8 protein-coding genes are annotated in these 18,966 nt (G+C 74.8%); 4 read left to right on the top strand and 4 right to left on the bottom strand.

Translation table 11 applies throughout. The annotated features are described in order from the left end of the window. The first annotated feature begins 165 nt into the window (after positions 1-165). Positions 166-993, top strand: a complete 828-nt coding sequence (locus HCN56_RS14045; RefSeq protein WP_167971001.1) for a hypothetical protein — start codon at positions 166-168, stop codon at positions 991-993. Positions 994-1,153: 160 nt separating this feature from the next. Here HCN56_RS14045 and HCN56_RS14040 read toward each other — a convergent pair whose 3' ends face one another. The 4 genes from HCN56_RS14040 to HCN56_RS14025 all read right to left on the bottom strand — a co-directional run bounded on the left by HCN56_RS14040 (position 1,154) and on the right by HCN56_RS14025 (position 15,052). Beyond that, on the bottom strand, positions 1,154-12,442 hold the full coding sequence (locus HCN56_RS14040) for a non-ribosomal peptide synthetase/type I polyketide synthase (RefSeq protein WP_167971000.1): 11,289 nt from the start codon (positions 12,440-12,442) through the stop codon (positions 1,154-1,156). A gap of 615 nt (positions 12,443-13,057) precedes the next feature. Beyond that, positions 13,058-13,318, bottom strand: coding sequence for a hypothetical protein (locus tag HCN56_RS14035; protein ID WP_167970999.1), 261 nt, complete (start codon positions 13,316-13,318; stop codon positions 13,058-13,060). Positions 13,319-13,519: 201 nt separating this feature from the next. Beyond that, positions 13,520-14,170 (bottom strand): GmrSD restriction endonuclease domain-containing protein, encoded by a 651-nt coding sequence (locus HCN56_RS14030; RefSeq protein WP_312871226.1) that lies wholly within the window; start codon positions 14,168-14,170, stop codon positions 13,520-13,522. A 279-nt stretch (positions 14,171-14,449) separates the two neighbouring features. Next, positions 14,450-15,052 carry an RDD family protein gene (locus HCN56_RS14025; protein WP_167970998.1) on the bottom strand — a complete coding sequence of 201 codons (603 nt, stop codon included), beginning with the start codon at positions 15,050-15,052 and terminating at the stop codon, positions 14,450-14,452. Between the two features lie 332 nt (positions 15,053-15,384). Here HCN56_RS14025 and HCN56_RS14020 point away from each other — a divergent pair, with 332 nt between their 5' ends. The 3 genes from HCN56_RS14020 to HCN56_RS14010 all read left to right on the top strand — a co-directional run bounded on the left by HCN56_RS14020 (position 15,385) and on the right by HCN56_RS14010 (position 18,891). Beyond that, complete coding sequence (locus tag HCN56_RS14020) at positions 15,385-16,248, top strand: bifunctional methylenetetrahydrofolate dehydrogenase/methenyltetrahydrofolate cyclohydrolase (RefSeq protein WP_167970997.1); 864 nt, start codon at positions 15,385-15,387, stop codon at positions 16,246-16,248. Next, complete coding sequence (locus HCN56_RS14015) at positions 16,245-16,958, top strand: DUF3017 domain-containing protein (RefSeq protein ID WP_167970995.1); 714 nt, start codon at positions 16,245-16,247, stop codon at positions 16,956-16,958. The genes HCN56_RS14020 and HCN56_RS14015 overlap by 4 nt, the downstream gene beginning before the upstream one ends. 250 nt (positions 16,959-17,208) lie before the next feature. Beyond that, a complete protein-coding gene (locus HCN56_RS14010) occupies positions 17,209-18,891 on the top strand; it encodes a BCCT family transporter (protein ID WP_312871225.1) in 1,683 nt (560 codons plus the stop codon). Positions 18,892-18,966 lie beyond the last annotated feature (75 nt).

Genomic DNA, 18,966 nt, shown 5'->3' with positions numbered 1-18,966 from the left:
GCGCTGTCCGCGCGACCCCGCGCGGACAGCGCCACCGGGGCGGGTCGGCCTCCGGGCGCCGGTGGGATACTTGCGCACGCCATGGACAGCCGCGCCCGGGGGACGGCAGCCGCGGAGCACGGCGGCAGTGTCCGGGCAGCGGTACACGGAGCGAGGGGGAGCGGGATGAGCGGGAAGAGCGCCGGCGGTGCGTTCGGCGGAGCGGTGGTCTCCGCGGTGCTGGGCGGGGGCGCCGCGTACGCCGTCGCCGCCTGGGCGCCCTCGGAGGGCAACGCGGTGCTCGCCGCGACAGCCGGGGCAGCCGCGCTCGCCGCGCTCCTCGCGTACCTGGCCGGCGCCCGCCACGGGCGGCGCACCCCGCTGCCGACCAGCAGCGGCCGGTTCGTCGAGCGGGCGCAGCAGGTCGAGTTGGTCGCCCCGCCCGAGACCGAGGTGTGGCTCCGGCGCGCCCGCCTCGCCGCCGACCGCGTCGCGGAGCACTCCGGCGCGGGCGCGCTCGGCCCGGACGGCGCCCCCGTCGGCGGCCACTCGCTGGGCTCGGTGCTCCAGGAGGCGACCGCCCACACCCGGGTGGCGGCCGAGCAGCTCACCGAGCGGGCCACCGCCGTCACCGTCATCGACCGCACCGTCGGGGACACCGACGTCCGGGAGCTGCGGGGCGAGCAGAGCCGGCTGGAACGCGAGGCGGCGACGGCGCCCGCGGGGGCGCTGCGCGACGCCAAGGAGGCGTCCGCACGGGCCGTGGCCGACCGGGTCGCGTCGGTGGTGCGGTTGGAGGAGCTGCGGCGCACGCTCATGGCGGCGCTGGAGTCGGTGACGCTGCGGCTGGAGGCGGTCGCGGAGCACGGCGGCGTGCTGTTGTCGGCGCAGATCGCCGGCGAGGCGGCGGCGACCGCCATGGACCTCGGGCCGCTGACCGACGAACTGCTCGCGGTGCAGACGGGGCTGGAGCAGCTGGAGGAACTGACGCGCTCGGTGGCGGCCGCGGGCTGACCCGACGGGCCCGCTCCCGGCCGCCGGCTGCCGCGACGCGGACACGGACAGGGCCCGGGCCCCCGGCGGAGGCGCTCGGCCCTCGCTCCTCCGCCGCTCACGCCGACAGCCGCCCGCCGCCCCCGGCGCGGGGGTGGCGGGCGGCCGTCGTGGGGTGGGCTCAGCGGTCGGTGACCCCGGCCGCCTCCTCCAGCAGCGCCACGAGCTCCTTCGCCCAACCGGTCACCGTCTCCGTGGAGAACAGGTCGGTGGAGAACTCCAGGACTCCGGCGAAGCCGTCCGCCTCCGGCGACAGGACCACGTACAGCTCGGTCCGAGCCGTCCCGGGCGCGGTCAGCGGGGTGGTGCGGGTGGTGAGCCCCGCCAGGGACGCCTCGGGCGCGGGACCCGTCATCACCGTCACCATGACGCGCGGCGCCAGCAGCGGGCCCGCCTCGGGCGCCGCCGCCTGCCAGATCTCGGCCAGCGGCAGCCGCTCGTGGTCCAACGCCTCGAACAGCCGCTCACCGGTGTGGCGCACCAGCTCGGGGAAGTCCGCCGCGGCGGCTCCGTCGAGCCGGACCGGGACGGCCTCGCCGACGTAGCCGACGACGTTCTCGTCGCCCGGCCGGCTCCGGCGGGCGCTGGAGAGCGCCACCACGACCGACTCCTGGTCCGCCAGCCGCGCCAGCCATCGGCCGACGCCGGCGACCAGGGCGGTGTGCAGGGTGCCGCCGGCCGTCTCACCGGCCGACCGCAGTCCGCGGGCGGTCTCCGCGTCCACCCGGAACCGGTGGAGCGCACCCGCGCCCGAGAGCCGCGCGGGCCGTGCCCGCTCGGCGGGCAGCTCCGTCTCCAGCGGTGCGCCGGACAGCACCTCGCCCCAGTGGGCGGTGGCGTCACGCCGGCCGTCCAGTCCCGACTCCCGCTCCTCACGACGAGCGAACTCCGGGTAGGAGAGCGCGGGTTCCGGCAACCGCACGGGCTCGCCCGCGGCGGCGGCCCGGTACGCCTCGGCGACCTCGTTCCACACCAGGTGCAACGACCAGCCGTCTCCCACCACATGGTGGGCGGCCAGCGTCAACACCCAGCGACGGTCGCCCAGTCGGCCGAGGCGGACCCGCAGCAGCGGGGCCGCGTCCAGCGCGAACGGCTCGGACACCGCCTCGTCGCACCACCGCTGCACCGCCGCGCTGTCGTCGGACAGGTCGGTGACGGCGATCTCCGGGGCAGCCGCGGCGGCCACCTCCTGGACGTGTCCGCCCTCGCCGTCGGCGACGATCCGCGTCCGCAGCGCCGGGTGGCGCTCCACGACCGCGGCGAACGCGGCGCGCAGCGCGTCGACGTCGAGCGGTCCGGTGGCGTCCACCCGCAGGCCCATGGTGTGGACCTCCGGCCGACCGTGCGCCGCGTCGCGCCGCACCATACGGCGCTGCGCGGAGGTCAACGGCGCGGTCTCCACCACCGCGGTACCGGCCGCGGGCGCGGTTCCGGTGTCTCCCCGGTCACCGCCGGCCGGCTCGGCAGCCGCCGTCCCCGCCGCCAGCACGGCGGCGAGTGCGCGGACGCTCGGCGCACGGAACAGCTCCGCGAGCGCGACCTCCCGGCCCAGGGCGGCCCGGATGCGGTGCAGCAGCCGTACCGCGCTCAGCGAGTGACCGCCGAGGTCGAAGAAGCCGCGGGTGACGTCGAAGTCACCGCATCCCAACTCCTCGCGCCACAGCGGGTACAGCGCCTCCTCCAGCGCGCCCTCGGGCCGCGCGGTGACGGTGCCCGAGGCGACCGGGTCGGGCAGCCGCGCCTCGTCCAGCTTCCCGCTGGAGTTGAGCGGCAGCGACCCGACGCGCGCCCAGCGGCTCGGCACCAGGTAGCTCGGCAGCTCACCGCCGAGCAGCGCCGGCAGCCGGTCGAGGAGGCCGTCGTCCGCGTCGTCCTCGGGGACGACCCAACCGACCAGCTGCGGCTCGCCGTTGGCGGCGTCGCGCACGGCGACCGCCGCGTCCCGGACGCCGGGCAGCGCCGCCAGGGCGCGCCGCGCCTCGGCGGGCTCGACCCGGTGGCCGCGGATCTTCACCTGGTGGTCGACCCGGCCGACGTACTCCAGTTGGCCGTCGGCCCGCAGTCGTGCCAGGTCGCCGGTGCGGTACATCTGGGCGCCGGGGTTCTCCGGGTCGGGCAGGAACGCGGCCGCCGTCTCCGCCGGGCGGCCCCGGTAGCCGGAGGCGACGCCCGCCCCGGCCAGGTGGATCTCGCCCCGGACGCCGACCGGCACGGGCGTGCCGTCCGCGCCCAGCAGCCGGACCTCGGTGCCGGCGATCGGCCGGCCGATGGGCGGCGCGGCGTCACCGGGGGTCACCCGGTGCGAGGTGGCGCAGACCGAACCCTCGGTGGGCCCGTACATGTTGAACAGCGTGCACCCGGGGTGCGCGGCGAGGAACGCGCCGAGCGCCGGGGTGTCGCCGGTGGGTTCCCCCGCGGAGACCAGCGAGCGCAGCGCCGGCAGCTGGGGCCCGGACTCCATCAGGTACCGCAGCGGGGTGAACGGCATGAACAGCCGCGCCACGCCGTCCCGGCGCATGAGGGCCGCCAGCGCGGCCGGGTCGTGCCGGTGCTCCTCGTCGAGGAGTACCAGGCGGGCGCCCCCGGCCAGCGTCGTGAAGATCTCCATGACCGCGGCGTCGAACGAGGCCGAGGACCACTGGAGGGTGTCCTGCGGGCCGTGTTCGGCCAGGTCCCAGCGGACCAGGTTGACCGGGCCGCGGTGCGGCACCTCGACGCCCTTGGGGCGCCCGGTCGACCCGGAGGTGTAGATGCAGTAGGCGAGGTCGGCCGGGCCGACGGCCGGCTCCGGGCCGGCCCCGTCGGCCGGGGCCGCGCCGCCGCCCCCACCGCCGAGCGATGCCACCTCGGCCACCGGGGTGGCGGCGGGCACGGCGTCGGCAGCGGTCCCCGGCGTCGCGACCAGGAGCACGGCGCCGCTGTCCTCGATCATCGAACGGCGCCGGGCGGCGGGGAGTTCGGGGTCGATCGGCAGGTAGCCCGCGCCGGCGCGCAGCACCGCGAGCAGCGTCAGCACGAACTCGGCGCCGCGCGGCAGGCAGACCGCGACCAGGTCACCGCGGTTGACGCCCCGAGCGCGCAGCACCGCGGAGGCGGTCGCGGAGCGCTCGTCCAACTCGCCGTAGGTGGTGCTGCGTTCGCCGTGCACCAGCGCCACCGCGTCGGGGGTGCGGCGCGCCTGGGCCAGGACCACGCCGTGGAGGCTGCTCGGCTCCCGCCCCGTGGTGGGCACCGCGGGCGCCCGGGTGGCGCCCGCGATCAGCTCCCGGTCCGCCGCGGTCAGCGACGGCAGTTCCGAGAGCCGGGAGGCCGGTGCCGAGGGCAGCTGCGCCAGCACCAGGTCCACGTGGTCGAGCAGCCGCTCGACGGTGGCCGGGTCGAACAGGTCGCGGTCGTACTCCGCGAGGCAGCGCACCCCGGCGGCGCCGTGGGTCAGGTACAGCGCGAGGTCGACCGGCGCGGCCCGGTCGGCGGCGAGGTCCACCGTCGTGACCGACAGCTCCGGCGGTGCGAACGGTGCGTCGCCGGTGGCGTTCTCGAACTCCACCGCCACCTGGAACAGCGGGTTGCCGCCCGCGGTGCGGTCGGGGTTGAGCGCGGCGACCAGTTCGTCGAAGGGCGCCGCGCGGTACTGGTAGGCGTCCAGGCCGGCCGAGGTCAGCTCCCCGGCGAGGGCGGCGAACGTCGGGTCGCCCGAGAGGTCCACCCGCAGCGGCAGCGTCTCCACGTACATGCCGACGGCGTCCTCGGCGCCGTCCGGGCGGTGCATCAGCGCGGTGCCGACCACCAGGTCGTCACCGCCGCCGAGCCGCCGCAGCGCCACGCAGACCGCGCCGAGCAGCACCGAGAAGACGGTCGCCGAGGCGCTCGCCCCGACCGCCCGCACGTCCTCGGCGGTGGCCGCCGGCCACTCCCGCACGAGGCGCCCGCCGCGGCCGGTGGACCGTGCGGGACGGGAACGGTCGGTCGGCAGCGCCGTCTGCGGCGCGCCGGCCAGCCGGTCCAGCCAGTAGCGCAGCGCCTCGTCGTGCTCCCGTGCGTCGGGCTCGTCCACCGGGGTGTACGCCGGCAGTTCCGGCAGCTCGCCGGGCTCCTGCGGCCAGGACCGGTACCAGGCGGCGAGATCGCGGGTGAGGATCTGCGTCGAGGAGGAGTCGAAGACGACGTGGTGCGCGACGAGCAGCAGCACGTGGCGCTCCGGGGCGAACCGCAGCAGGCGCGCCTTCACCAGCGGTCCGGTGGCCAGGTCGATCGGCTCGCGCAGCTCCTCGGCCAGCGCCTCGGCGATCAGCGCATCCTCGTCGTGTCCCTCCGCGGCGCCCGGCAGGTCGCGGGCGTCGGTGAGCGGGCACGGCAGCGGCATGGTGTCGTGGACGACCAGCCGGGGTTCGCCGCCGGACTCCGCCACCACCGAGCGGAGCGCGGGGTGGCGGTCCACCACCCGCTGCAGGGCACCGAGCAGCGCGTCGGCGTCGAGCGGACCGTCGAACCGGAGGGTCTTCGGCTCGTGGTAGCTGGTGCGGCCCGGTTCGAGCTGCTCCAGGAACCAGATACGGCGCTGCGCGGGGGAGAGGGCGACCGAGCGCGGCGCGGCCGGGCCCGAGACGGGGGCCGTGGCCGTGCTCGTGGCCGTGGCCGTGGCCGTGGCCGTGGTCGAGCCCGTCGTACCGGCGGCGGGCGAGGAGCCGGTGGTCGGGCCGCCGGGGGCGTGCAGCCGTCGCAGGGCGTCGAGTTCGGTGAGTCCGTCCAGCACGCGCGGGGTGGGGACGCCGAAGTCCACGAAGCAGGCGATCTCGTCCGCTCCGACGGCCCGCAACCGCTCGACGACGGTGCTGCTGCCGGCGATGTCGCCGATCAGCGCCCGGTCCTCGCAGTACCGCGCGTACGCCTGCTCCAGCAGGAACCGCACGTCGTCGGGGTCGGCGTTGTCCATGTCGATGTCGACGCCCAGGCTGTTGGTGACCTGGTTGAACAGCGACAGCGAGGACCGCAGGTAGGCGAGGAAGGGCTCGAACGCCTCCTGGCGGGCCCGCTGGGCGTCGGCGTCGAGGTAGGTGTGCAGCAGCACGACCACCCGGCCGCCGGCCGGGTCGAGTCCGTGCTCGGCGCGGGTGCGTCGGTAGAGCGCGATGTTGGACGCCAGGTCCTCCACCGACTGCGCCATCAGGTTGGTCACGATGCCGAGGTCCTCGGCGGCGGCACGGCGGTAGCTGTCCGGGTTGCCGACGACGGCGACGAACATCGGCGGCTGCTCCTGCAACGGCCTGGGGTGCGTGCGGAGTTCGGTCTGCTCACCGCTGCCGGAGAGCATCGGAACCGCCTCGCCGGCCCACAACCGCCGCACGGTGTCGACGCGTTCGTACATCAGCTCGCGGTGGTTGCCGTAGTTCTCCGGGGCCAGCGCGAAGTCGTCGGCGTGCCAGCCGCTGGCGACGCCGATGCCGACCCGCCCGCCGGAGAGGTTGTCGACCACCGCCCACTCCTCCGCGACCCGCAGCGGGTTGTGGAGCGGCAGCACCACCGAGCCGGCGTGCAGCCGGATCGAGCTGGTCTGCGCGGCCAACGCCGCCGCGAGCACGGAGGGGTTGGGGAAGAGCGCGCCGAAGGAGTGGAAGTGCCGCTCCGGTAGCCACAGGCTGTGGAAACCGTTGCGGTCCGCGAACCGCGCGGCCTCCTGGATCAGCTGGTACTTGTCGCCCGCGTCCTCGTCCGGGTAGTCCCCGAAGAAGTAGAGGCTGAAGTCGCAGCCGTCCCGGCCGCCCTGCTCGGCCGGTACGCCCTGCGGCGGCACCGCCGGCGCGGTCGTCGGGGGAGCGGTCCGCGCCGCCGGTATCGCGGGGGCGGTGGCGGGCCGGGGTGGTGCGGCGGGCGCGGCCGGGGCGGCGGCCGCCGGGGTTCCGGCGGACTGCGGGCCTGCGAGGGACGCGGGAGCGGCCGGTGCGGCGATGGACGGGACCGGGGCGGTCGGCGCGGCGGGTGCGTCGGCCAGCAGCTCCAGCTGCCGTTCCATCAGTGCGGTCACCCGCTCCACCAGCCGCTCCGAGAGGGCGAGCTGCCGCTCCACCAGCCGCTGCCGGGCGTCCTGCGGGAGATCGGCCTGCGTGGCGGGGACTCCCGCCGGGACGGCGGGCGCAGCCGGCGGTACGGACGGCATCGGCGGGACCGCGCGGGTGGCCGGGACCGTCGGCACCGGCGGAACGGCCGCCGACACCTCCGCGGACGGCGCGGTCGTCGCGGGGGCGGCCGCCGGTGCCGGTGCCGTCGGGGTTGCGGCGGTCGGCGCGGGCAGCTGGTCGGCTATGGCCCGCGCCAGCTTCCGCGGGGTGTCGGCGTCACCGAACAGGTCGCGGACCGGGACCCGGACGTCGAACTCGGTCGCCAGGTCGCGCGCGGCGGCCATCATCGACAGCGAGTCCGCGCCCTGCTCCAGGAACGTCCGCTCCTCGTCGACCTCGTCGGGCGCGGCGCCCAGCCGCTTCCCGACGACCTCGCGGACGCGGGTCAGCACGGCACCTGCCTGCTCCGCGGCCACGGTCGCGGCGACCTCGGCGACGGAGACCGGCTCCACGGCGGCCTCGGCGGTGGCGGCCTCGGCGGCGCCGGCGGTGTCCGCGCCGTTCGCCGTCGCGGCGGTGCCCCGGTCGGCCGGTGTGGTCGCGGGCGGCGCGGATTCCTCGAACCGGGTGCGGCGCAGCGGGTGTGCGGGGAGGGGCACGCGGCGTCCTTCGGGGGAGAGTTCGGTCCAGTCGGGGTCGACGCCCTGCTCGTAGAGCGCCGCCACCGCGGGCCACACGGCGTCGCCGTCCGGCTCGGGCAGGGTCGGGGTCCAGCGGCTGTCCGGCAGGGCGCGGCGGCCGATGCCGCTGAGGACGCGGCCCGGCCCCAGCTCCAGGAAGTCACGGGTACCGGAGTCGGCCACCACCACCAGCGAGCCGGCGAAGTCCACCGCCCGGCGTGCCTGCGCGACCAGGTAGTCGCCGCCGGGCACGGTCCCGGCGGGGTGGCGCACGGCGTCGGCGGTGGTGACCAGCGGGATGCGCAGCGGGTGCAGCACCACGCCGTCCACCGCCGCCCGCAGCCCGTCGAGCGCGTCGTCCATCAACGCGGTGTGGAAGGCGCGGTCCACGCCCAGGGCCCGCCAGGCGACGCCCTCGGCGTCGAGCACGGCGCCGGCGGCGGCCACCGCGTCGGCCTCTCCGGCGAGCACATGGTGGCCGGGCGCGTTGGCCGCGGCCACCTCCAGGCCGCAGCGCGCGGCGAGTTCGGCGGAGCGTGAGGCGTCCGCGACCACCGCCACCATCCCGCCGGGCGGGGTCGCCTGCATCAGCCGGCCGCGTTCGGCGGTGAGCCGCACGCCGTCCTCCAGGGAGAGGGCGCCCGCGACGTGCAGGGCGGCGTACTCACCCACGCTGTGCCCGAGGACGACGGTCGGTGCCACACCGATGCCGCGCCAGGCCGCGGCCTGGGCGGTCTGCAGGGCGAAGAGCGCGGCCTGCGCGGTGGCGGTCGGCCAGGGCTCGCCACCGCCGTCCGACGTCGGGCCGCACAGCCGCTCCAGCAGGCTGCCGGCGTCCGGGGCGTGCTCGCGGAACAGCGCCTCGCACCGTTCCAGCACGTCGCGGGCGCGGGGGAAGTCCTCGTACAGGCGGGCGGCCGATCCGGGGCGGATGTCGCCCTGGCCGCTGAAGGCGAAGGCGAGAGGCCCACCGGTCGCGCGCTCCGCGACCCGGTCCGACTCCCGCAGGGCCGCCACCAGTTCGGCGGTGGTGCGGCCGGTGACGGCGCGACGGTGGCTCAGGTGCCGCCGGCCCAGGGCCAGCGTCCGCACCACGTCGGCCGCGGCCGGTGCCGCGTCGGTGTCGAGGTGGTCCGCGACGCGGGTGGCCAGTTCGGCGAGGGTGGCGGCGTCGGCCGCGGAGAGCGGCAGCACCATCGGGGTGCGTGCCGCCCGCTGCGGCGCGGCAGCGGTCGACGGCGCCTCCTCCAGGACGACGTGGGCGTTGGTGCCGCCGACGCCGAGTGCGCTGACCCCGGCCCGCAGCGGGCCGCCGTCCGGCGAGGCCCAGGGACGCAGCTCGGTGGCGGGGCGGAACGGTCCGCCGGACCAGTCCATGTCGGGGTGGGGACGGGAGAGGTTGACGGTCGGCACCACTTCGCGGTGGCGCAGCATCAGCACGGTCTTGATCAGCCCCGCCATGCCGGCGCAGGTGTCCAGGTGCCCGATGTTGCCCTTGACCGACCCCAGGGCGCAGCGGTCCGCTCCGGCGGGGCGTTCGCCCAGCGCGCGGGTCAGTGCGCGGAACTCCACCGGGTCGCCCACGGCGGTGCCCGTGCCGTGCGCCTCCACGTAGGAGACGGAGTCGGCGCTCACGCCGGCCCGCCGCAGCGCGGCACGGACCACGTCCGCGTGGCCGCCGACGGAGGGGGCGGTGAAACCGGCCTTGGCGGCACCGTCGTTGTTGACGGCGGTGCCGGCGATCACGGCGTGCACGGTGTCGCCGTCGGCGAGCGCGCGGTCCAGCGGCTTCAGCAGGACGGCGGCGACGCCGTTCCCGCCGACGGTGCCGTCGGCGTCCGCGTCGAAGGGCCGGCAGCGGCCCGTCCCGGACAGGATCGACCCCGGCTCGTGCCGGTAGCCCGCCTCCTGCGGCAGTCGGACGGCGGCGGCACCGGCCAGCGCCAGGTCGGCGTCGCCGGAGAGCAGCGCCTGCACCGCGAGGTGGACGGCGACCAGTGAGGTGGAGCAGGCCGTCTGCACCCCGATGGCGGGACCGGAGAGGTTCAGCCGGTGCGCCACCCGGGTGGCGACGAAGTCCGGCAGGCCGCCGGTGGCGGCGTGCACCGCGGCGGCGCCGTCGTGCGGCGCGGCGCCGGTCGCGCCGGGGGCGTCCTGGTGGCCGTAGAGGTGCATCCCGGAGCCGGCGAAGACCCCGACGCGCCGTTCGGCGGCCTCGCCGGAGTCCCCGGCGTAACCGCCGTGCTCCAGCGCGAGGTAGCAGGTCTCCAGGAACAACCGGTGTGCCGGGTCGATGAGTCGGGCCTCGGCCCGGCTGATGCCGAAGAAGCCCGCGTCGAAGGCGTCCACGTCGGTGAGCACGCCCGCGACGGGGCGCTGCGCCGGGTCCGCGGTGCCGGTGGTCGCACGGAAGTCGCTGACGCTGTCCCGGCCTTCCCGCAGGTTGGCCCAGAACCGGTCGATGTCGGGGGCGCCGGGGAACCGGGCGGACATGCCGATGATGGCGATGCGGCCGTTCGTCGACCGGGTGCCGTCCCGGTCGGCCGGGCGCCGCGTCCCGGTGGCGGAGGCGACGGCCGCGGGGCGCGCGACGCGCTCGGCGACGTGCCGGGCGAGCTCGGCGACGGTGGGGTGCTCGTAGAACGCGGCGGCGGCGACCGTGGTGCCGAGGTCGAGTTCGAGGGAGGCCCGCACCCGCGCGAGCGCGACGGAGGTGAGGCCGAGGTCGAAGAAGGCGACGTCGTCGGCGACGTGTTCACCCGCGGCGGCGGCAACGGCCGCCCGCACGGCGGTCAGCACGGCGCCGACCGCCTCGGAGCGGGCCTCGGCGACCGGTGCGGGGTCGGGCGTCACGGCGGGGGCCCGGTCGGCGGCGGAGACCGCATCGGTCGCCGCGGGGGCGGTGGTGCCCACCGCGGTGGCGGCGGCCGCCGCCTCCACGGTCGGGACGGAGTGGGCGGCTTCGGCGGCGGTGCCGCCGATCATCCGCGCGAGCTGGTCGCGGCGGACCTTGCCGCTCTTGGTGCGGGGGAACTCCGCCTCCGGCACCGCCACCACCCGCACGTCGGAGAGGCGCAGTCGGCGGAAGATCGCCGCACGGACCTCACGGGCGGTCGCCGCGTCGCTCTCGGGGTCGCCGGTGGCGGAGGCGAAACCGACGAAGAGCCGCTCGCTGCCGGACTCGGCGTCGGGGATGCCGCAGGCGCCGACCGTGCCGGGGACGATGCCGGACACCGCGGTGGCGGCGTCCTCGATCTCGTGGCAGGTGTAGTTGTGGCCGTTGAGGATCAGTACGTCCTTGGACCGGCCGGTGATCACCAGTTCGCCGTCGGCGAGGAAGGCGAGGTCGCCGGTGTCGAGCCAGCCGTCCGCCGTCATCGCCGCCTCGGTCGCGGCCGGGTTGTTGGCGTAGCCGGTGGTGACGCGCACCGACGCGACCTGCAGGCGTCCGATGCGCCGCTCGGTCAGCAGCCGGTCGCCGGTGTCGACGACGCGCAGGGCGGACTCGGCGGCGGGCGGGCCGACGCCGACGAACGTCACGGTCTCGTGGTCGGGGGTCGAGGCGTCCGCCCAGGCCAGTTCGCCGCCCAGGCTGGAGCGGACCACGCGGCGCACCCCGGTGGGCGAGGCGAACCGCCCCCAGGTGATGGCGGTGGTCGTCTCCGCCATCCCCCACGCCGGACGGAACGTTTCTTCCCCTACGCCGAACGGGGCGACGGCGGTGAGGAAGGCGGTGGCGGCCTCGGGCTTGATCTGCTCCCCGCCGCAGAGGAGGGTGTGCACCTCGGAGAGGTCCCAGCTGCGCTCGGGCGCCGCCGCCAACTCGCGGCTGATCAGCCGGTAGCCGAACATCGGCGCCCAGCTGTGCCGCACCCGGTACTCGTCCATCAGGTCGAGCCAGCTCAGCGGCCGCGCCAGCACCAGCTCGGTCGGGACGTGCACGTTGGTGTTGCCCCGGAAGACCTGCATCAGGTGGTAGATCAGGAACGCGCCGCTGTGGTCCACCGGCAGCCAGTTCAGCGAGACGTCCCCGGCGCCGACCTCCAACTCGGCGGCGGACGACGCCGCGAACAGGGTCAGCGCGCGGTGGCTGAGCTGCGCGGCCTTCGGCGCTCCCGTGCTCCCGGAGGAGAGCATCAGCAGGGCCGTGTCGTCGGGGTCGGGCCGGTGAACGGCCACGGCGGCCGGGCCGTCGGCCAGTTCGGCCACGTCCGCGGCGGTCGGCCCGCCCTGGCGGCCCAGCACGGCGGCCCCCACGGCGTCGGAGACGACCAGCGGTTCGCCGAGCAGCCGCCAGGTGTGGGCCAGGCGTTCGGGGACGGGACCGGTGGTGTCCGGGTCCTGGGTCTCCACCAGCGCGGCGGGGATCACCCCGCCGAGGGCGCAGCCCCAGAAGACGGCGAAGTGGTCCGCCAGGGAGAGGCCTTGAAGGATCACGGTGTCCCCGGCGGCGACACCGCGGCGGCGCAGACCACCGAGGATGCGCAGCGCTCGCTCCAGCAGCGCCGGGTAGGCGAGCCGGGTCGTGGTCCCGTCAGCGGTCAGCGTGACCAGCCCGGCGGTGGGAGCGTTCCTGGCTGCCCGCAGCAGGGCGTCCACGGCGTCGCGCGGGTCGTCGGGACCCAGTCGCAGCGGTGGTCCCTGGCTCAGCGCGGGCGGGGTGGGCGTCGGCACGTTCGGAAGGCCTTTCACCAGGCGGCAGCTGTGCGATATTCCGGCTTCCCGGCCCCGCACGGGAATGGAGCACTTTATAGACGTGCCCGAGCGGTGCGCGCAAGGTCCAGCCGAAAAGCCGCGTCTCCGCGGCCGAAATGGGTTCAGTGCACAACTGACTTACGGTCAGGTCCGGTGTCACCTGCGTGTTCGTTGCGGCTTTCCGGTGCTGTACGGGCTGTGCCGCCCCGCGTGCGGACGGTGCGCGGTGGCAGGTGGTCGGGTTTCCCCGATGTTTCCGGCGCCTTTTGTCGGCGGGGTCGTGAATACCTCCACGGGGTAACCGTGCCCGCAGGCGAATTACGGCCAGGGAATTGCCGATGTGATATCGCGCGAGCGCGCGGAGGCGCGGAGGATGCGGTCGCCCGGCGTGCCGGGCCCCGGCGGGGTGAGACGTCGCGGTCGCCCGGTGCGCTCCCGGTGCGCGGCGTCGGCCGGCGCGACCCCCCCTGGGGCCCGGCCCCAGGGGGTGCGCACCGGCCGGCCAGGCTCGCCGGGGTCACCGGTACGGGGGACCCGGCGGTGCGTCGGTGCGCCCACGAACGGGGCGTACCGGCCGGCCGGCGGGGAGGCCGCTCAGGGCTGCGGGCGGTGCAGCATGCTGACCAGAACCTCGTGCAGCACCTCGTGGTCGCGGGCGTCGTGCAGCGTGAACGGGCCGCCCTGGATCGTGTACCACTCGTCGGCGCCGTCGTAGCGGACCTTCAGCGTCAGGGTGCCGTCGGGCTCCGCGTCGGTGAGCAGTTCGAGATCGCCGCTGATCACCCCCACCTCGTCGGTCATGAGTCCGCCGCGGGGGGCCTTGAAAACGGTGGTGCGTTCGGTGGATTCGCTCATGAGGGGCATCTCACCACATTCGGACGGGGCATTCGCCGGACGCGCCACGGGGGCGCACGCCGGTGTCGGGGGTGCGGCGGCGGGCGTGCGGACCGCGCGCCGGGCGTGGGCGTCGCGAGCGGTAGGGGTCCGCACGGCCGACGGCCCGCCCGCCGGGAGGGCGGACGGGCCGTCACCGGTGCGGTGCACCGGGTGCCGCGGTCAGCAGTAGGTGTTCAGCGCGGACTGCAGGGCGTTCCGCTCAGCGGAGTCCGCGGTGAGGTCGTAGGAGTGCTTGACCCTGATCCACATGCGCGTGTAGGTGCAGCGGTACTCGGCCCGGGGCATCCAGTCGGCGGGGTCCTGGTCGCCCTTGGAGCTGTTGGAGGAGGAGCTGGCGACGATCAGCTGCGGCCAGTACAGGTCGTTGGCGAAGTCGGCGCGGCGCTGCTGGCTCCAGCTGTTGGCGCCGGAGCGCCAGGCCTCGGCGAGCGGGACGACGTGGTCGATGGTCGCCTGCGAGACCGTGGAGGTGGTGGTGTTGTCGTACTGGCTGTACCAGCTGCCGGAGGTCGGCTGGCAGTTGGAGCCGACCTGCACGTTGGAGCCGTCCCGCTGCAGAACGGTCTGCCGGGCGGTGCAGCCGCCGCTGGAGCGCCAGTGCGGGAACTCACTGCGGGAGTAGCCGGCCATCGACCCCTCGGGGGCCACCCGGAGCTGGTTCAGCTCGGACTGGGCGGTGGCGGCGGAGGGGATGCGTGGCGGCGCCGCGGTGGCGGAGGAGCCGAGCAGCGGAACCAGCAGGGCCGCGACGCAGGCGACGACGATCGCCGCGAGCCAGCGGGTGCGGTGGACGGTGGGGGGACGGAGCACGGAGCGCCTCCTGGCGGTAAGTGGGGGTTACCTGGGGAGAATCACCGAGCAATGTAGCAGGTGCATGTCAATTCGCTACGCGAGTTGATGAACGTTCGAGAACTTCACGATGGCGCTCGGTGTGCGGGTCACCGCCCGCGACCCTGGCGTACGCCGCGCTCCCGACCAGGGCCGTGTCGGGCGTAGTTGGGGTGCCGGGGTCCGCAACGGCGGCGGGGCCGCGCCGTGTTGCCACGGACGCGGCCCCGTCGGCCTGCTGTGCGAGAGGGCGGCTCACGCTCAGATCTTCCGCACCACCACGGTGCCGACGATCTTGTCCGCAAAGGTCTGCTTCTTGGCGTCCCACAGCGGCCACAGGTAACCGAGCATGCAGGGGAGCGAGTTGACGATGTGCAGGAAGACGCGGGCGATGCCTATGCCGGCACCCACCGGCTTCCCGGTGCTCTCCTTGAGGACCTCGATGCTGACGGCCTTCTTGCCGGGGGTCTGGCCGGTGGTGCCGGTCAGGTAACCCATGAGCAGCAGCGCGGCGACGTTCACCAGCGCGCCCAGGTAGTACAGCGCGCCGGGGTCGTCACCCACAGCGCTCGGCATGCCGAACATGGAGATGATGGAGCCGGGGAGGAAGAAGATGATGCTGTCGAGGATGTAGGCCACCACGCGGGAGAACCAGCCGGCGTAGGCGTTGGGGACGACGCCGCCGTGGTGACCGCCCTGCTGGGGGTACCCGGGGTAGCCGCCGGGCTGGCCCTGCTGGGGGTAGCCCGGGTAGCCGCCGGGCTGCCCCTGCTGCTGGTAACCGGGCTGGCCCTGCTGGCCGTACGGGTTCTGGCCCTGGCCGTAGGGGTTCTGCTCGTTGCCCGGCTGAGGCGGGTAGCTCATGTGGGTGTTCCTTCTGCCATCGAGTGAGCGGTACGTCCCTCCGACGGGTCGCCTGACGCACACTGCGGCATCCCCCCGGACGGTCCCGGGGATCATATGACCGTCATCCCGGACGTACCGGGAAGCGACCTGCACTGTGTCAAAGCTGCAACCTGGGACGTCCGTCCTCGGCCACGGCCCACCACCCACCGGACCGGCGCCCACCGCGCTCCGCGCCCGACCGCCTACCGTGCGTCCGCGGCGGCGACCCGTTGGTGCACCCCCGTCACAGCACCGCCGCTCGCGGGGAGCCGATTGGAGCCGGAGGGCCGCCATCCGCAAGGATGACCCCCATGAGTGCCCAGATTCTCGACGGCAAGGCCACCGCGGCCGCCATCAAGTCCGACCTGACCGCCCGCGTCGCCGCCCTGCGTCTCCAGGGGATCACCCCCGGCCTCGGCACCCTGCTGGTGGGCGACGACCCCGGCAGCCAGAAGTACGTCGCGGGCAAGCACCGCGACTGCGCGGCCGTCGGAATCGCCTCCATCCAGCGGGAGTTGCCGGCCACCGCCACCCAGGACGACATCGAGGCCGTCGTCCGCGAGCTCAACGCGGACCCCGCCTGCACCGGCTACATCGTCCAGCTGCCGCTGCCGCGCGGTATCGACACCAACCGCGTGCTGGAGCTGATGGACCCGGCCAAGGACGCCGACGGCCTTCACCCGGTCAGCCTCGGCCGCTTGGTGCTCAACGAGCCGGCGCCGCTGCCCTGCACCCCGAACGGCATCATCCGGCTGCTCCGCCAGTACGGCGTGGAGCTGGCCGGCGCCGAGGTCGTCGTGGTCGGCCGCGGCACCACCGTGGGCCGGACCCTCCCGCTGCTGCTGACCCGCCGCAGCGAGAACGCCACCGTGACCCAGTGCCACACCGGCACCCGCGACCTCGCCGCCCAGCTGCGCCGCGCCGACATCGTCGTCGCCGCGGCGGGTGTCGGCCACCTGATCAAGCCCGAGGACATCAAGCCGGGCGCGGCCGTCCTCGATGTCGGCGTCAGCCGCGACGAGAACGGCAAGATCGTCGGCGACGTGCACCCCGGCGTCACCGAGGTCGCCGGATGGGTCTCCCCGAACCCCGGCGGCGTCGGCCCGATGACGCGGGCGCTGCTGCTGGAGAACGTCGTCCTGGCGGCCGAGCGCGAGGCGGAGCACGCGGCATGAGCGAGCGTGAGCCGGCCGACGGCCCGTCCGCCGGCTCCGCCGCCGGCGGGCCCGGCCCGGCCGACCCGGCGTCGGCCGACCCCGCGCCGGTCGCCGGGGACCGGCGCGCCGCAACCGACGGCGACGCGCCGGCCGCTCCCGCCGACGCGGCCGCTCCGGCAGGTGATGATGCGGCTCTCGCCGATACCGCCCGTGCCGAGGAAGCCGACGCCACAGCCACAGCCGACGCCGAACCCGCCGACGCCGACACTCCCTCGGAAGACGCAGTCGGCGCCCCCTCGGAAGACGCGGGCGCCGACGCCGGCCGGGGCCGGCGGCTGCGGCGCGGCTCGCGCCGCTACCCGACGGTCACCCGGGACACCGCTCCGCCCGAGGGTGGTCGGCGCTTCGCCGACGGTGACTCTCCGGCGCCGATCCGGCAGTGGCCGCTGCTCTCCGTGATCGCGGTGCTGTTTTCCGGTCTTCTCGTCATGCTTGCCGATTTCCGGATCGGACTGCTGATAGTGGGCGCCGCGATGCTCGCCGGCGCCGTGCTGCGGTTCACCGTCCCCGCTGTCGGCATGCTCGCCGTGCGCTCCCGGTGGACCGACGTGATCACGTACGGCGGGATGGGCGTGGTGATCGTGCTGCTCACGATGATGGCGCAGCCCCGTCCCTGGCTGGAGGTGCCGTTCCTGAACGACATCCTCCGTTTCTCCGCCGGGAGCTGAGGGTCACCACCCCCTAACCCAAAAACGCCGCCGCGTCCTGTTCGACACGCCAAGGTGACACAACCGTGACGTATGTTCCCGGCCACCGGGGGCAGGCGAGATCTGTTAGTTCATCTGAGCGAACCGCGGAAGCGGTTGTGGCGGAAGGATTTTGCTTATGTCATCAGGACATCCTGGGAAAGAGACGACAGCGGAGATGGACCGTGGTGGTGTGAGGCCACCCGCCCGCACTGCTTCGATCGCGCCATGGGTGTTCTGGCCATCCGTCGCCATCATCGGCGTCTTCGTCATCTGGGCCATGCTCGGTGGCGAAGGTGCAGCGGACAACATCCTCTCGTTCCGGACCGAGGTGGTGGACAACCTCGCCTGGTACTACGTGCCGCTGGTGTCGTTCTTCGTGCTCTACGCCCTGTTCATGGGGTTCAGCAAGTACGGCAACATCAAGCTCGGCAAGGATGACCAGAAGCCGGACTTCAGCCTGGGTTCCTGGCTGTCGATGCTCTTCGCCGCCGGCATGGGCATCGGCCTGGTCTTCTGGGGCGTCGCCGAGCCGCTGAGCTTCTACATGGGGCCGAAGCCGGGCGTCGGGGAGAGCGAGGCGGAGCGCGCCGAGTTCGCCATGAGCCAGACCTTCCTCCACTGGGGCTTCCACCCGTGGGCGATCTACATCGTCGTCGGCCTCGCCGTCGCCTACGCCGTGCACCGCAAGGGCCGTCCCGTCTCCATCCGCTACGCGCTGGAGCCGCTGCTCGGTGACCGCGTGCGCGGTCGTCTGGGTGACGCCATCGACGTCATCGCCGTCGTCGGCACCGTCTTCGGTGTCGCCACCTCCCTCGGTTTCGGCGTCCAGCAGATCGGCGCCGGCCTGGACCACCTCGGCATCATCACCGACCCGAGCGCCGGCGTGCTGAGCGTGATCGTGATCGCCATCACGATCATCGCCACGCTGTCGGTGGTGTCCGGCCTGGACAAGGGCGTCAAGTACCTGTCCAACGTCAACGCCGTGCTGGCGGCCGGCATCCTGCTGTTCATCCTGATCGCCGGCGCCACCACCGTCCTGCTCACCGACTTCTTCCAGAACATCGGTGTCTACCTGCAGAACTTCGCGGGGCTCAGCCTGGACACCGGCTCGTGGCAGGGCGAGGACGGCACCGGCTGGGTCGGCGGCTGGACCATCTTCTACTGGGGCTGGTGGATGTCGTGGGCGCCGTTCGTCGGCATCTTCATCGCCCGCATCTCGCGCGGCCGCACCGTCCGTGAGTTCGTCATCGGCGCGCTGGTCGTGCCGACGATGCTCAGCTTCTTCTGGTTCTCCGTGGTCGGCGGCTCCGGTATCCGTGAGGAGCAGGCCACCGGGAGCATGACGGGCGAGGACGGCTCCGTCGACTCCACCGCCGCGCTCTTCGCGCTGCTGGACTCGCTGCCCGGCGCGACCATCATCATCGGCCTCGCGATCATCCTGATCGTGTTCTTCTTCGTGACCTCCTCCGACTCCGCCTCCTACGTGGTCGACATGCTGGCCTCCGGTGGCGACCCCAACCCGCCGACCTGGAGCCGCGTCTTCTGGGCCACGGTCGAGGGCCTGGTGGCCGTCGCGCTGCTGCTGGCGGGAGCCGGGCACGGGCTCACGATCCTGCAGAACGTCGCCGTCGTGATCGCGCTGCCGTTCAGCTTCATCATGATCGCCATGTGCATCGCGACGCTGAAGTCGCTGCGGGACGAGCACCTCGCCGTCAAGGAGGCGAAGGCCGAGGAGGCAGAGGAGGCGCTCATCGAGTCCGCCGTTGCCGCCATGGCGGAGGCGCAGGAGAACGGCGAGTTCGACTCGGCGACCTCCGGCTCCGGCAGCGGTGCCGGCGCGGCCGGCGCCGGCGACAAGGCCGACAAGGACACCCCCGGCGGTGACCTGCTGGACACGTCGCCCAAGGGCTGACCTGCCGCGGGGCGCCCCTCGCCGGGCGCCCGCACACCCGCCGCGGCCCCGGCCGGTCCCAGGACCGGCCGGGGC

Source organism: Streptomyces lonarensis, from assembly GCF_012033735.1.
Classification (GTDB): Bacteria; Actinomycetota; Actinomycetes; order Streptomycetales; family Streptomycetaceae; genus Streptomyces; species Streptomyces lonarensis.
The sequence above is the reverse complement of the archived record's forward strand: the minus strand, read 5'-3'. Positions and strand labels throughout refer to the sequence as shown.